The 13,895-nt window shown below is 46.1% G+C and carries 12 protein-coding genes, 1 tRNA gene and 1 other annotated feature; of the genes, 7 read left to right on the top strand and 6 right to left on the bottom strand.

Features of this window, described 5'->3' with window-relative positions; genetic code table 11:
* The first annotated feature begins 354 nt into the window (after positions 1-354).
* The 6 genes from AABI08_RS05055 to metF all read left to right on the top strand — a co-directional run bounded on the left by AABI08_RS05055 (position 355) and on the right by metF (position 8,508).
* Complete coding sequence (locus AABI08_RS05055) at positions 355-1,260, top strand: homoserine O-acetyltransferase/O-succinyltransferase family protein (RefSeq protein WP_338343979.1); 906 nt, start codon at positions 355-357, stop codon at positions 1,258-1,260.
* A complete protein-coding gene (locus tag AABI08_RS05050) occupies positions 1,235-2,515 on the top strand; it encodes an O-acetylhomoserine aminocarboxypropyltransferase/cysteine synthase family protein (protein WP_338343980.1) in 1,281 nt (426 codons plus the stop codon). Before AABI08_RS05055 ends, AABI08_RS05050 begins: the two co-directional genes overlap by 26 nt.
* Before the next feature lie 145 nt (positions 2,516-2,660).
* On the top strand, positions 2,661-3,860 hold the full coding sequence (locus AABI08_RS05045; RefSeq protein ID WP_338343981.1) for a PLP-dependent transferase: 1,200 nt from the start codon (positions 2,661-2,663) through the stop codon (positions 3,858-3,860).
* Positions 3,853-5,013: an aminotransferase class V-fold PLP-dependent enzyme gene (locus AABI08_RS05040; protein WP_338343982.1), complete on the top strand. Its 1,161-nt coding sequence runs from the start codon at positions 3,853-3,855 to the stop codon at positions 5,011-5,013. The genes AABI08_RS05045 and AABI08_RS05040 overlap by 8 nt, the downstream gene beginning before the upstream one ends.
* Positions 5,014-5,261: a binding site (T-box leader), on the top strand. It abuts the gene before it with no gap.
* Between the two features lie 75 nt (positions 5,262-5,336).
* A complete protein-coding gene (metE, locus tag AABI08_RS05035) occupies positions 5,337-7,616 on the top strand; it encodes a 5-methyltetrahydropteroyltriglutamate--homocysteine S-methyltransferase (RefSeq protein ID WP_338343983.1) in 2,280 nt (759 codons plus the stop codon).
* The gene (gene metF / locus AABI08_RS05030) at positions 7,603-8,508 is read left to right on the top strand and encodes a methylenetetrahydrofolate reductase [NAD(P)H] (protein WP_338343984.1); all 906 of its coding nucleotides are present in this window, start codon (positions 7,603-7,605) and stop codon (positions 8,506-8,508) included. Before metE ends, metF begins: the two co-directional genes overlap by 14 nt.
* A gap of 126 nt (positions 8,509-8,634) precedes the next feature.
* Here metF and AABI08_RS05025 read toward each other — a convergent pair whose 3' ends face one another.
* The 4 genes from AABI08_RS05025 to AABI08_RS05010 all read right to left on the bottom strand — a co-directional run bounded on the left by AABI08_RS05025 (position 8,635) and on the right by AABI08_RS05010 (position 11,114).
* Positions 8,635-9,693 (bottom strand): ABC transporter permease, encoded by a 1,059-nt coding sequence (locus AABI08_RS05025; RefSeq protein WP_338343985.1) that lies wholly within the window; start codon positions 9,691-9,693, stop codon positions 8,635-8,637.
* 148 nt (positions 9,694-9,841) lie between these two features.
* Positions 9,842-10,417, bottom strand: coding sequence for a TetR/AcrR family transcriptional regulator (locus tag AABI08_RS05020; RefSeq protein WP_338343986.1), 576 nt, complete (start codon positions 10,415-10,417; stop codon positions 9,842-9,844).
* Positions 10,418-10,422: 5 nt separating this feature from the next.
* A complete protein-coding gene (locus AABI08_RS05015; RefSeq protein ID WP_338344049.1) occupies positions 10,423-10,926 on the bottom strand; it encodes a GNAT family N-acetyltransferase in 504 nt (167 codons plus the stop codon).
* 116 nt (positions 10,927-11,042) lie between these two features.
* Positions 11,043-11,114 (bottom strand) — tRNA-Gln (locus AABI08_RS05010).
* Positions 11,115-11,350: 236 nt separating this feature from the next.
* Between AABI08_RS05010 and AABI08_RS05005 the strand changes: the two genes are divergently transcribed.
* Positions 11,351-12,049: a GntR family transcriptional regulator gene (locus AABI08_RS05005; protein WP_047974267.1), complete on the top strand. Its 699-nt coding sequence runs from the start codon at positions 11,351-11,353 to the stop codon at positions 12,047-12,049.
* Between the two features lie 70 nt (positions 12,050-12,119).
* On the opposite strand, the gene AABI08_RS05000 is transcribed toward AABI08_RS05005, so the two are convergent.
* Positions 12,120-12,815 carry a methionine ABC transporter permease gene (locus tag AABI08_RS05000; protein WP_338343987.1) on the bottom strand — a complete coding sequence of 232 codons (696 nt, stop codon included), beginning with the start codon at positions 12,813-12,815 and terminating at the stop codon, positions 12,120-12,122.
* A complete protein-coding gene (locus AABI08_RS04995) occupies positions 12,812-13,894 on the bottom strand; it encodes a methionine ABC transporter ATP-binding protein (RefSeq protein WP_338343988.1) in 1,083 nt (360 codons plus the stop codon). Before AABI08_RS04995 ends, AABI08_RS05000 begins: the two co-directional genes overlap by 4 nt.
* Position 13,895 lies beyond the last annotated feature (1 nt).

Raw genomic sequence — 13,895 nt, 5'->3', positions numbered from 1 at the left:
TGACAAAGAAATTAGAACAGTTTATTATACGTGTCAACAGATAAATTATAAATTACTGAGAAAAGATGAGTAAACGTTCAGCTGATTTTAACAGAGAGCCCGGGTTGGTGTAAGCGGGTATTTGAGCAAATGTTGAAGATGGTCTTTGGTTGCGGTATAAGCGGTGAGTCTTGTCGATGAGCCTCTTACGGATTGACACACGTTACCGTGTTAAGAGATAGCTTCTTTAGTGTCTTAAGTGCTGGCCAATAAGCCAGCAATAGGGTGGTACCGTGCCAGGCTATTTGGCGCCCCTAGAATGACTTTTATAGTGATTCTAGGGGCGTTTTTTTGTTTTAAAAAAGGAGAGTGGCGATGACGGCGAATGCAAAGAATGGGTTCTTGCACCAAAAGCAAGCGTGGCAAAATCAGAAATTAATCCAACCACTGCAAATCTTGGTTTGGAACCTGATGCCAACCAAGGAAAATACAGAGGAACAGTTTCTGTCCTTGTTAAATGATTTGGACCAGGATGTCGAATTGACCTTTTTATATGCCTGTAGTCACCACTTCAAGACTATTCCAAAGGATGCGGTCGCCGACTGTTATGCCTGTTGGCACCAAATTGAAGATCAAAACTTCGATGGCCTGATTTTGACGGGGGCACCGGTAGAGCAGCTGCCCTTTGAGGATGTTGATTACTGGCAGGAATTTTTGACCATTAAGGATTGGGCGAAAGACCATGTCAGCCAAACAATCAATGCCTGTTGGTCGGCTCAAGCAGCACTGTACCAAGACTTTGGTATTAAAAAGCGTCGCTTACCGGCAAAATTGTTTGGAATTTATGAGGCCAAGCAACCGGCCCAAGAAACTACCACTGAAAAATCAGGATTGACCGCTGGCCTCTCAAATTTCAAGACACCGCAGTCGCGGTATTCGGAATCGGTGATTGACGTTGAAGACTTGCCAGCTGATTTACAAGTCCTCTTAACCAACGACCAAGCGGGACCACTCCTGCTACATTCGGCTGAGAGGAAGCAGACCTACCTGACTGGGCATTCGGAATACCAAACGAAAACGTTGGATGCTGAATACCGTCGCGACCTGGCTAAGCATTTGGCCATCCATGAACCAGCTAACTACTACCCAGAAGACTATTACGACCGTGGCGAAGAGATTGAAAATACCTGGACGGCTAGTAGCCGCCAGCTCTATCAAAACTGGCTGAACCTGATTGTCAATAAGGAGAAAAATTATGACCGACAAGAAATTACACTTTGAAACGTTACAAGTACACGCTGGCCAAACAGTTGACCCAGAAACTGGATCACGGGCCGTGCCAATTTATCAAACAACTTCTTACGTCTTTAAGGACGCTGATCAGGCAGCCAACCGTTTTGGTTTGACGGAGCCCGGCAATATTTATACGCGCTTGACTAACCCAACGACGGCGGTAGTTGATGATCGCGTGGCGGCTTTGGAGAACGCCAGTGCTGGGGTGACTTTAGCCACAGGGTCAGCGGCCATTACAGCGGCCATTCTCAATATTGCTGGGCAGGGGGATGAGATTGTTGCTGCCAGCACTCTGTATGGTGGGACTTATGACCTCTTTGCGGTCACGCTGCCAAAATTAGGAATTAAAACGACCTTTGTCGATCCAGATGACCCCGAAAACTTTGAAAAAGCCATTACGGATAAGACCAAGGCGGTTTATGTGGAAAGTATCGGGAACCCCAATATTAACTTGGTTGACTTTGAGGCCATTGGCGAAATTGCCCACCGTCACCAAATCCTTTTCTTAGTGGATAACACATTCGGAACGCCTTACTTAGTCCGACCTTTGGATCACGGCGCTGATATCGTGATTCATTCGGCCACGAAGTTTATTGGTGGTCATGGGACAACGATGGGTGGTGTCATTGTCGAAAAGGGTGACTTTGATTATAAGGCCAGCGGCAAGTACCCAGGTTTCACAACGCCAAACGCGCAGTATAACGGCTTGGTCTTTGCTGATTTGGCACCGGCGGCCTTTACGACCAAGGTTCGAGCCGAAAGCTTGCGTGACCTGGGAGCAACGATTAGTCCCTTCAACTCTTTCTTGTTGCTGCAAGGATTGGAATCACTCTCCTTGCGGGTTGAGCGTCACGTTTCAAACGCCGAGAAGGTGGTCGACTACCTGAATAACCATCCAAAGGTTGCCTGGGTCAAGTATCCAAAATTGGCTGATAGTCCTTATCACGATTTGGCGGAAAAGTACTTCCCTAATGGGGTTGGTTCAATTTTCACTATTGGTTTGACTGGTGGCGAAGAGGCCGGTAAGGAATTGATTAAGAACTTGAAGCTCTTCTCGCTTTTGGCCAACGTCGCCGATGCGAAGTCACTGATTATCCACCCGGCTTCAACGACCCATGCCCAATTGAATGAGGAAGAGCTGCGAGCAGCTGGTGTGACGCCGGACTTGATTCGCCTCTCAATCGGGGTGGAAAATGTTGACGATATTATCACTGATTTGGACCAGGCATTGGCTAAGATATAAAGGCGTGCGTGGTGAAGAGGCTTTGGCCATGTACTAAAGATGTGCGTGGTGAAGTTGGCATTGACCGAATTTAAAAAGGCACGATAGGGTTTGACGACAAAAATCAGGCTGTGTAAAAGATTGGAATAAGGAAAGGTAAAAATTAATGGCAATTGACTGTTCTTGGCAAAAGAAGATTGAAACGATTTTGGCCCAAGCGGGTAACCGAGTTGATAATGTGACGGGGTCGATTTCGATGCCGCTGTACTTTTCGACCGCTTACCGGCACGAAGGTTTGGGTAAGTCAACGGGTTATGACTATTCTCGGATGACGGAACCAACCAGGGACGTCTTAGAGGACGTTTTGGCACAGATGGAAAATGGGGCGAAGGCCTTTGCCGTTTCCTCTGGGATGGCGGCCATCCAATTGGTCTTTAGCCAGTTTAAGAGCGATGATCATATCATCGTTTCCGATGACTTGTATGGTGGCTCCTTCCGTTTCTTTGATCTTTTAGCAAATCAGTACCATCTCCGCTTCAGCAAGTGGGATGGTCAGGATTACCAAGAACTCGACCGGCTTTTGGCAGATGGCGGGAAGGCTGTTTGGATTGAGACCCCTTCAAACCCAACCATGAAGGTGATTGACATCCAAAGGGCGGCCGACCACGCTCATGCCGTTTCGGCCCAATTGCTCGTGGATAACACTTTCTACACACCTTTGATTCAACAACCCTTAAATGAGGGGGCAGACATCGTGGTTCATTCTGCTACGAAGTATTTGTCAGGGCATAATGACCTGTTGGCCGGTGTGGTGGTTTGTAAAACCGAAGAAACAGCTGCAGTCATTGGTCAGAATCTGATTACGACGGGTCCTAATTTGGCACCCTTCGACTCTTGGTTACTCTTGCGTAGCCTGAAGACGCTGCCTTTGCGCCTGGCCAAGCAGGAAGAAAACGCACAGACCTTAGTCGCTGATTTTAACCAAAGTGAGTTGATTGACGAGGTGCGCTACCCTGGCCGCGGTGGTATGGTCAGCATTTATGTGAATAAATCAGTTGATATTGACCGTTTCTTGAGTGCCTTAAAGGTAATCTCCTTTGCTGAAAGCTTGGGTGGTACGGAAACTTTGATAACCGTTCCGGCAGTGCAAACCCATGCCGATATGACACCAGCCGAACGCGAAAAAACAGGGATTACGGAAAACTTGTTGCGAGTATCCTGTGGAATTGAGGCAAGTTCGGACCTGATTTTAGACTTTCATCAGGCCCTGGCCGCTGCAACGGATGACAATGTGGCTGAGGCCAATTCGGTTAAGGAACAGGTGGCAGAGACATTTGGCGTAGAAAAGGAGTTAATTCATGACTAAGGATGCATTTTCTGATTGGACGAAGGTCATTAAAACCACGACCAAACCCGATAAGGAAAGCGGGGCGATTAACCCAGCAATCGAGTTGTCGTCAACATTCGAGCAGCGTGATTTTGATCATTTCGGTCACTGGGATTATGCCCGGTCAGGGAACCCAACGCGAGATGTGCTAGAGGAAAGTATTGCGGAATTGGAGCATGGCACCCGGGGCTTTGCCTTTGCAACGGGGATGGCAGCGATTTCGACGGCCTTGTTGACGCTAAACCAGGGCGATCACGTAATTTTGACCAAGAATGTTTATGGTGGGACCTTCCGCTTGGTAGAAGAAGTTTTGACCAAGTACGGAATTTCTCATACCTTTGTGGACTTGGGGAACCCAGCTGATTTGGAAGAGGCCTTCCAGGATAATACCAAGGTGGTTTACGTGGAAACTCCTTCAAATCCAACCTTGCAGGTCACGGACATTCGTTTAGTGGCACAAATTGCCCACGACCACGGTGCCTTAGTTTTTGCCGACAATACCTTTATGACACCGGTCTTGCAAAAGCCATTGGACCTTGGTGCTGATTTGGTCGTGCATAGTGCGACGAAGTTCTTAGCCGGCCACAGTGATATTTTGGCTGGATTGGTGGTCACCAAGGGCGAAGACCTCGGCAAGCAAATTTACTTCCTCCAAAATGCCATGGGTGCAACGCTTGGTGTTTCGGATTCTTGGCTCTTGATGCGCGGCATTAAGACCTTAGCGGTCCGAATGGAAAAGGAGTCACAAAATGCCCTAAAACTGGCTCAATGGCTCGACCAACAGGAGCTTGTGACAAAGGTAAATTACCCGGGCTTGGAAGCGGATGCTGGCTATGCAGTCCAAAGTAGTCAGGCCAAATCAGGTGGGGCGGTCTTGTCCTTTGATATTGGTAGTGAAGACAATGTGCGTCAGCTGGTAGCCGAATTAAAGATTCCGATCTTCTCGGTTTCTTTGGGAGCTGTGGAATCGATTATTTCCTATCCACCGAAGATGTCCCACGCTGAAATGAACGCGGAAGAGCGCCATGACCGTGGTATTACGGATGGCTTGGTCCGCTACTCGGTTGGCCTCGAGGATATTGATGATTTGAAGGCTGATTTACACCAGGCCTTTTTGAAAATTAAAGAATGAAAACCAACAATGAAAAGATGAGTATCTAATCCGAATTTCTGACAGAGAACCATGATGATGAGAATTGGTAGAAAAATGGTTAGAGAAGATGGTCTTGGAGTTACTGGCCGGTCGAGCGCACTTTGCGTGAGATGGCCACGGTTCACAACCGTTATCTTGTGTGGCTCCGATGTATTTTGGGGTATTGAGTAAGTCTGATGTTTTTTTCAGACAATTAGGGTGGTACCGTGCCAAAAGGCGCCCCTAGATAGACGTGATTGTTTATCTAGGGGCGTTTTTATGTGCGGCCAAGACTAGTAAAGAAAAGATGAGGAGAAAAGAACATGACAACAACAATTATTGGTTTCCCACGGATTGGTGAAAAGCGAGAGCTTAAGTTTGCGACAGAACATTATTGGAAGAAGCAGTTGAACCAGGACGAGTTACTGCAAAAGGCACACGAGATTAAGTTGGTGCATTGGCAGGCCCAGCAGGAAGCTGGCATTGACTTGATTCCAGTTGGCGACTTTTCTTTCTTTGATAATTTTTTGGACGTTGCCAACGATTTAAATATTGTTTCTGACCGCTATCGACAATTAGGATTGTCAAAATTAGATGAGTATTTCGCTCAGGCTCGAGGTTATCAGGAAGGTGACCAGACAGTTAAGGCGCTGCCAATGAAGAAGTGGTTTAATACGAATTATCACTACATCGTTTCTGAATTTACGCCAGAGACACACGTGCAGTTTAATGGTCAAAGGCTACTTGATGAAATTCGTGAAGCCCAGGCAGCAGGGATTGATTCGATTAAGGCTGTCTTTATCGGTCCCTATACGCTGTTGAAATTAGCACGTTTTGTGGATGGCGCCAAGCCAACTGATTTCATTACTGATTTGGTCCAGGCTTATCAAGCACTCTTGGCTAACCTGCAGGAGCTGGGGGTGGACTATTTACAAGTTGATGAACCAGCCCTCACGTTTGATGTCAGTCAACAAGACCAAGAATTGTTTGATCAACTCTATGACCAAATCTTGGCCCAACCAACCACAGTCAAAGTCGTTTTGCAGACCTACTTTGGCGATGTCAGGGATGTCTACCAAAATTTGATTCAAAAGCCTTTTGCAGGGATCGGTTTGGACCTTGTTGAGGGGCAAGAAAATTGGCAATTGATTGAGCAATACGGTTTTCCAACCGATAAGACGCTCTTTGCTGGGGTTGTGAATGGTAAGAACGTTTGGCGCAACCATTACCAAACAACTTTGCAGCAATTGCACCAGTTGCCAGCAGAAGTACCCGTTGTCCTCAATACTTCTTCCTCTTTGTTGCACGTGCCTTATACCGTTGCCAATGAAAATCAGTTGGACCAGGATGTTGCCCAACATCTGGCCTTTGCTATTGAGAAATTGCATGAACTCAGTGAATTGGCTGCGATTGTTGCTGGCCGAGAGGGTAGCGAGAAGTATTTGGAAGAAAATCAACGACTCTTTGCCGATGTCAAGCACCCGGTTAATGTGGCAGTGCAAAAGCGAGTGGAGGCGTTGCGCGACGATGACTATACTCGGCTGCCAGATCGAAAAACACGGATTGCTTTGCAAAACGAAGAATTAGACTTGCCATTGTTCCCAACGACGACAATCGGTTCCTTCCCACAAACAGCTGATGTTCGGGCCAACCGTCGTCAATTTAAGCACCATGAAATCAGCCAAGAAGAATACGACCAATTTAACGAAGACAAGATTGCGCGGATTATCCGTAAGCAAGAGGAGTTAGGTCTGGATGTCTTGGTTCATGGAGAATACGAACGCAATGACATGGTCGAATACTTCGGTGAAAAATTAGGTGGATTTGTCTTTACCCAAAATGGATGGGTCCAGTCATATGGGAGCCGGGCTGTTAAGCCACCAATTATCTGGGGAGATGTTAGCCGTACGGCACCGATTACGGTCGCAGCCTCAGTCTATGCGAATGGCCTGACGGATAAGCTCGTGAAGGGGATGCTGACGGGGCCAGTAACCATCTTTAATTGGTCATTCCCTCGTGAAGACATCGAGCGCAAGGAAGTCGTTACTCAAATTGCTTTGGCACTACGTGATGAAGTTTTGGATTTGGAAAAGCATGAAATTAAGATTATTCAAATCGATGAACCCGCCCTACGTGAGAATTTACCATTAAGAAAATCAGATTGGTTTAGCCAATACCTAGATTGGGCCGTTCCGGCTTTCCGCCTGGTTCATTCCGGTGTCGCGCCAACAACGCAAATTCACACTCATATGTGCTATAGTGAGTTCTCAGATATTCTCCAAGCGATTGATGACTTGGATGCCGATGTAATTTCGTTTGAAGCCTCTCGAGCTGATTTCACCTTGATTGACGACTTAGTTGACCACCAGTTCCAAACTCAGGTCGGTCCAGGTGTCTATGATATTCATTCACCACGGGTGCCAAGCCAAAATGAAATTCAAGGTTTGATTGAGCAGGTGATCGAAAAAATTCCTGCCGAAAATGTTTGGATCAATCCAGATTGTGGTTTGAAGACCCGGTCCGAGGCGGAATCGTTCGCCAGTTTGGCAAACATGATTGCTGCCATTCAAGCAATCAGGGAGGATGTCGATGAAGCTAGTTGATTTATTCGAGAAAAAAACAGTTTTTTCCCTCGAGGTTTTTCCACCACGAAAGAATACTTCCAAAGAAAGTATTCTGCCAACGCTATCTTCTTTAAATGATGTTTCGCCTGATTTTATTTCGGTCACATTGGGTGCGGGCGGAACGGCCCAGGGCAATGAAACGATTGAGGTTGCCAATCTGATTCAAAATCAGCTACACGTACCAGCAGTTGCCCATATTCCTAGTTTGTATCGGAGCCAACAGCAGGTGGACGAATTGCTTGACCAACTGGCGGCCGATAATATTCAAAACGTACTGGCACTGCGCGGTGACCCAGTAGACGGGTTATCACCAAATGGGACCTTTCACCATGCTTCTGATTTGGTTGCTTATATTGATCGCGAGTATCCTAATTTTGATGTTGCCGCTGCTTGCTATCCGGAAGTGCACCAGGAGTCACCATCTGTGGTGGCTGATATTGAGGGGCTGAGGCGCAAGGTCGATGCGGGGGCGGACCACCTGATTTCACAGCTATTTTTTGACAATCAGCATTTTTATGAATTTCAGGAACGGCTAGCCCTGGCTGGCATCCACGTGCCGGTTGAAGCCGGCATTATGCCCTGTACCAATAAAAAGCAAATTGAGCGGATAACGAAATTTTCGGGTGTGCCAGTACCCAAAAAGTATCAAAAAATGCTTGATCGCTATGCGGATAATCCGTTGGCGTTAAAGGATGCTGGGATTGCCTATGCAATCGAACAAATCGTCGATTTGGTATCTCAGGGAGTCGATGGCATTCATTTGTATACGATGAATAAGCCAGAAATCGCTGAGAAAATCTGGGATGCCACCAAGACGATTTTTGCGGCTAACCAAATAGAGGATAGCGTGGAAATCGAACTGGTTCATTAACGCGAGTTCCGGGCCGCTTGATACTAATACTGACCTCCTTGAAAATTAAATAGTAAAACAAAAAACCGCTTGCTTGTCTGAAATCAGACGTGCGAGCGGTTTTTCAAGCAGAAAAAATATTTTGGATTAGTCAGTCGTTGTTTCAGAAACAACAATGGTTGACTTCTTACCGATGGCGAAGAGAATCAAACCAACGGCAACGTAGCTAAGCAATACAGTCAATGGTAAGGCGATGGCATTACCATCGAAGAAGGCGATGTCACGCAAGAGCGTTCCAGTTGCCCCAGGTGGCAAGAGTTGTCCGAAGAAGCCCCAGCTCTTTGGCAACATTTCAGGAGCTGATGAGAGCCCTGAAAGTGGGTTTCCAAGCAAAATCAACATGATGGCGGCGATAATCAAACCACCGTTGCCCATCACTTCCAAAATACCCAGAACAAAGAATGCAGTAGCGGCGATACCAACCATGGCACCAAGTGATGTTAACCAGTAGTTACCATTGAAAGTACCAACACCGAATTGGATAACACCAACAAGGCCAAGTCCACCAACGAAGGCGAAGGCCAAGGCAGCAAAGAACTTTTGCTTCTTACCCTTAATCACATTTGCAATAGCAACGGCACCAATCCAACCACCAAGGGCAATTGGCAAAGCACCAGCGGCCAAACCAGTTCCCTTAGGGTCATCCTTAGGGAAGGCACGTAATTCAACAACCTTCAATGTCTTAGCATCGATTGCTGCTGACTTTTGGTTCAAGGCCTTCAACGTGTTGACGTCATTGGCCTGTGCCATCATTGGCGTTAATTGCGCCTTAGCAGCGGCCTTTTGCTGGGTAACAACACCCTGACCGATTTGGTTCAAGGCTTGGGCAACGGTTGCAGAAGCGGCTGTTGCTTGGTACAAGCTCAAGTCACCGGTTGCTGACATTTCAAAGGCACCGTAAATCTTACGTTCCTTGATAGCTGACTTCACGTCTTTTTCGCTGTCATACTGGCTAACCTTAAAGCCCTTATCGGACAATGGCTTAGCCAACTTTTCGTACGTTGCATCATTTTGAGCAACGACACCAATTGGCACATTGTTAATACCTGATTTTACGGCTGGCAATGAGAAGGCAGTCATCATAATTCCTAAGACGACCGTCAAACCAAGGGCCAAACCTAAAATCAATTTATTTGATGATTTCATATTGTACTTCCTCGTTTTATTTACTGACTTTAGTATATGAAATTGTCAAAAAAATAAAACCAACAATCGTTGCTTAAAAGTTGGATAGGAGGATTTTAAGCACTTTATCCAACAAAAAACCACCCATTGGCGGGTGGCTTTTGCAAGATTAGTCTTGGACATGGATAACTTTTGTTAAAAGAGGTGGAATAACTTTAACTAAGATAGCCGCGAATTCATCAGTTGAGTCCTGAAAATCTGAACGAATCCAAGTGATAATCATATTCGTGGTGGTTCCAGTGAGAATATTTAAGGCATAGCGTGGTGGAATGGCCAAGTCATGTCCCTCGGTCGTGCTAAAGAAGGCTTTTTTTGCTTGTTCCACCATTCGGTTTTCAAAAGAATGCTCGGCATGCTTTGATAAGAGCAGAGCTGCTAAATCTTTTTGCTCATAGAGTTTTTGGACTAAAAATTCGGCTCGATGCTGAAAAATTTCAGAAACGTCAAAATTTTCGATGTTCAAACTTGGTAAAGCCCCCATGGTTTCTTCCAAAAGATCCATCTGGATGGTTTCCATCAAATCATCTTTATCTAAGAAATGAGCATAGAAGGTTGAACGGTTAATATTAGCCTGCTTAATGATTTCTTGGACAGAGATTTTATGAAAGTCTTTATGGGCCAAAATCTCTAAGAATGTGGCACGAATAGCGGCATCGGCTTTGGTATAACGGGCATCAGTTTTCATAATGATTATTTTTCTTGGTAAAATTCGTTAGCGAAGAGTCCCATCATTAAGGAATCATGGTAACGTCCTTCGGCAAAGTAATGTTGACGGAGTCGGCCTTCCTCTTGGAAGCCGAATTTTTTATAAATGTGGATAGCAGCTGGATTTTCTACATCGACGTACAGGTAAATTTTGTGAAGATTTAAGACGGAAAAGGCATATTCAATTCCCGCGTGTAGACCTTCTTGGGCTAAGCCTTGGCCCTGAAATTTGGTGTCAATAATGATTTGGATTTCACAGTGTCGGTGAATGGTATTGATAGCGATTAATTCAACAACACCGACAAATTGGTTATCTTCCTCAATCACGAAACGGCGTTCGCTTTGATCGAGGACGTGGCGGTCGTAGAGGATGGTTAATTCGTCCAGGGAATTAAAGGGTTCCTCGAACCAAAGGGCCATCACGGACCGTGAGTTCTTTTGCTGGTAAATATGAGGCAAATCTTGCTTAGCAAGAGGACGGATATTCACTTTTGTCTCCATTTCGTCTGCTACTAGAATATCTAGTAAAGGAATTAAGCTATACTACCAAGATAACATAAAAGGCGGCCTTACACTAGCAAGACCGCCTTTTCTAAGTTATCGTATTGCCCCTGCTGGATTCGAACCAGCGCATAATGGCACCAGAAGCCACCGCCTTACCGCTTGGCTAAGGGGCAATTACTTGATATATATTACCAGGTTTTCTCTCATTTTGCAAGAGGTTTTTAGAATTTTTCTGGATTTTTTTTGAATTGATTCTATAAAAATCAGCTAGAGGAAGGCGATTCAAAAATTTGGTGAAAAATGCGGGCTGATTTGAAATATCTGCCTAGACCAATTATAATGAGAAAAGAGATGCTAGCAACTTATCCTAGATTTCAACCAATAATAACAGTCAGGAGCGGCAATAATTATGGCTATACCACGCTATATTGAAATTCACAATGAGATTCGTCAACGCATTGCGGCTGGTGAATGGGGGACGAATAAACGCCTGCCGGCCGAACGTGACTTGGCTGAATCCTTTCACGTTTCTCGGATGACCCTCCGCCAGGCAATTCAGACCTTGGTGGACGAAGGCATCTTGGAGCGCCGTGTTGGTTCCGGGACCTATGTGGCTGAGAAAAAGGTTTCAGAACGGGCACTCGGTGTGACTTCCTTTACGGAATTAATGAAAAAATCAGGCCGGGAGGCCCAAACCGTGACCGTTTCTTATAAGGTGACAACCCCATCCGTTTCAGAGTTGGAACATTTGCAACTCAAACCAGAGGATGAAGTTTTGGTGATGGAACGCTTGCGTTTGGGTGATGATGAGCCAATTTTGTTGGAGCAGACCACCTTACCTGTGAAGCTAGTCAATAACTTTACCCGTTCAAGCCTGACAGAGTCACTCTACGCCACTTTAATCCAGGCTGGTATTCAGCCTGGGCGGGCCGAGCAAACGGTCACAGCAGCGCTAGCAACGGAGCGGCAAGCTGATTTCTTGCAAATCAAGCGTGGCGACCCAATTTTGGCTGTTCGTCAGGTCTCTTATGACCAGGAAGACCACCCGTTTGAATACGTGCGCTCATATTACGTTGGTGATCGCTTCGAGTTCCAATTGACTCGCTAATTAATCATTAATAGTTCGATAAAAAAGGAGCTTAACACAGTTATGTGTTGAGCTCCTTTTGTACTGATTTTTATTTGTGGTTATAGCGCTTTGCCAGGTAGTCACCGACGACTTGGACAATCAAGACGAGGATAAGGACCAAGAGGGTGGCCACCAAGGTGGTATCATTGGCGAAACGGTTGTAGCCGTAAGCGATGGCCATGTTTCCAAGACCACCGGCACCAATGGCACCGGCCATGGCTGTTAATCCAATCAGGGAAATCAGTGTCACTGTTGACACGCGAATTAATTCTGACCGACCTTCGCGGAGGTAGACACCAAAGACGATTTCGCTAAAGGAAGCACCAACTGCTTGGGCAGCTTCGACGATACCAGAATCAACTTCAGTCAAGGCAACCTGAACCTGACGGGCGTAGAAGGGGAAGACTCCCAATGACAATGGCACCAAAGCGGCAGTAGACCCGATTTGTGTCCCAACAATGGTCTTTGTAACGGGGGCAATGAAGGCCAACAGGATAATGAACGGAATTGCTCGGAAAATCGAAACAATCTTATCAAAAATCCAGAAGAGCACCTTGTTTGGGGTAATGCCACGAGGGCTTGTAACAACGAGGCCAAAACCAAAGATTAGGCCCAAGAGACCACCAAAGATAGCGGACCAGAAGGTCATAAAAATGGTTTGGTTGATCGCAGTTAGCCAACCGGTATCACCGGACCAACCTTGATAAACGACGTTTGGAAATGTTTGTGAAAACCAATTACTCATGCTTGCTTTCCTTTCAAGATATCAACGGTAATGCCTTGGTCTTTTAAGGACTGCAAACCAGCAGCCAAACCATCGGCTGAGCCTGAGAGGATGACCAACAGGGAACCAACTTCTGTTCCTTGTAGAATCTCAACGTTACCGTACAAGATGTTGGCGACAACTTCATACTTCTGATAAAGGGTGGTGATCAATGGCTCATTTGTGCTATTACCAGAGTAAGTCAGACGAGCAAAGACCTCGTTGTCCTTTAAGTCCGTAATGGCGTCAGATTCCTCAATTGTTGCCAACGCCTTATCTTGGTTCGTAGCCGTTTCAATAAATTCCTTCGTTAAGGCGGCCTGTGGCTTGGTGAAGATGTCCAAAGTTGAACCTTCTTCTAGGACCTGACCGTCTTGCATCACGGCAACCTTGTTAGCCACTTCCTTGACGGCATCCATTTCGTGGGTAATCAAAAGAATGGTTAAGTTGTATTGCTCATTTAACTTCTTCAAAAGGGCCAAAATCTGGTTAGTCGTCTTTGGATCCAAGGCAGACGTTGCTTCATCAGAAATCAGAATTTCAGGGTCGTTGGCCAAGGCGCGGGCGATGGCGACACGTTGCTTCTGACCACCTGAAAGTTGAGAAGGGAATTGTTCTGCTCGATCAGTCAATTCAACTAATTCAAGCAGTTCAGCAACCTTAGCCTTCTTTTCATCGGCCTTTAATGGGCTGTGCTGGAGGGCAAAGGCAACGTTTTCGGCTACCGTACGCTCGTTAAGCAAGTTGAAGTGCTGGAAAATCATCCCAATCTTGCGACGGCGGTCGCGAAGCTCATTTGGCTTAATTTGGACACCGCTTTTACCAGCGCCTTGACCGTCAAAGAATGTTTCACCATTCACGATGACCTGGCCGTTTGTTGGGACCTGGAGGAGGTTAATGACCCGGACCAAAGTTGACTTACCAGCTCCGGAATAACCAACAATTCCGAAGACGTCGCCACGGTTCACGTCGATAGAAACGTTTTTAACCGCCTCAATAGTCCGCTTCTTTTGTTGGAAGGTCACATCAATATTTTTTAAAGAAATAATTGGATTCGTCATT

This window comes from Fructobacillus evanidus (assembly GCF_963580165.1).
GTDB lineage: Bacteria > Bacillota > Bacilli > Lactobacillales > Lactobacillaceae > Fructobacillus > Fructobacillus evanidus.
Note: the sequence above shows the minus strand (reverse complement) of the source record. Positions and strands in the feature narration are given on the sequence as shown.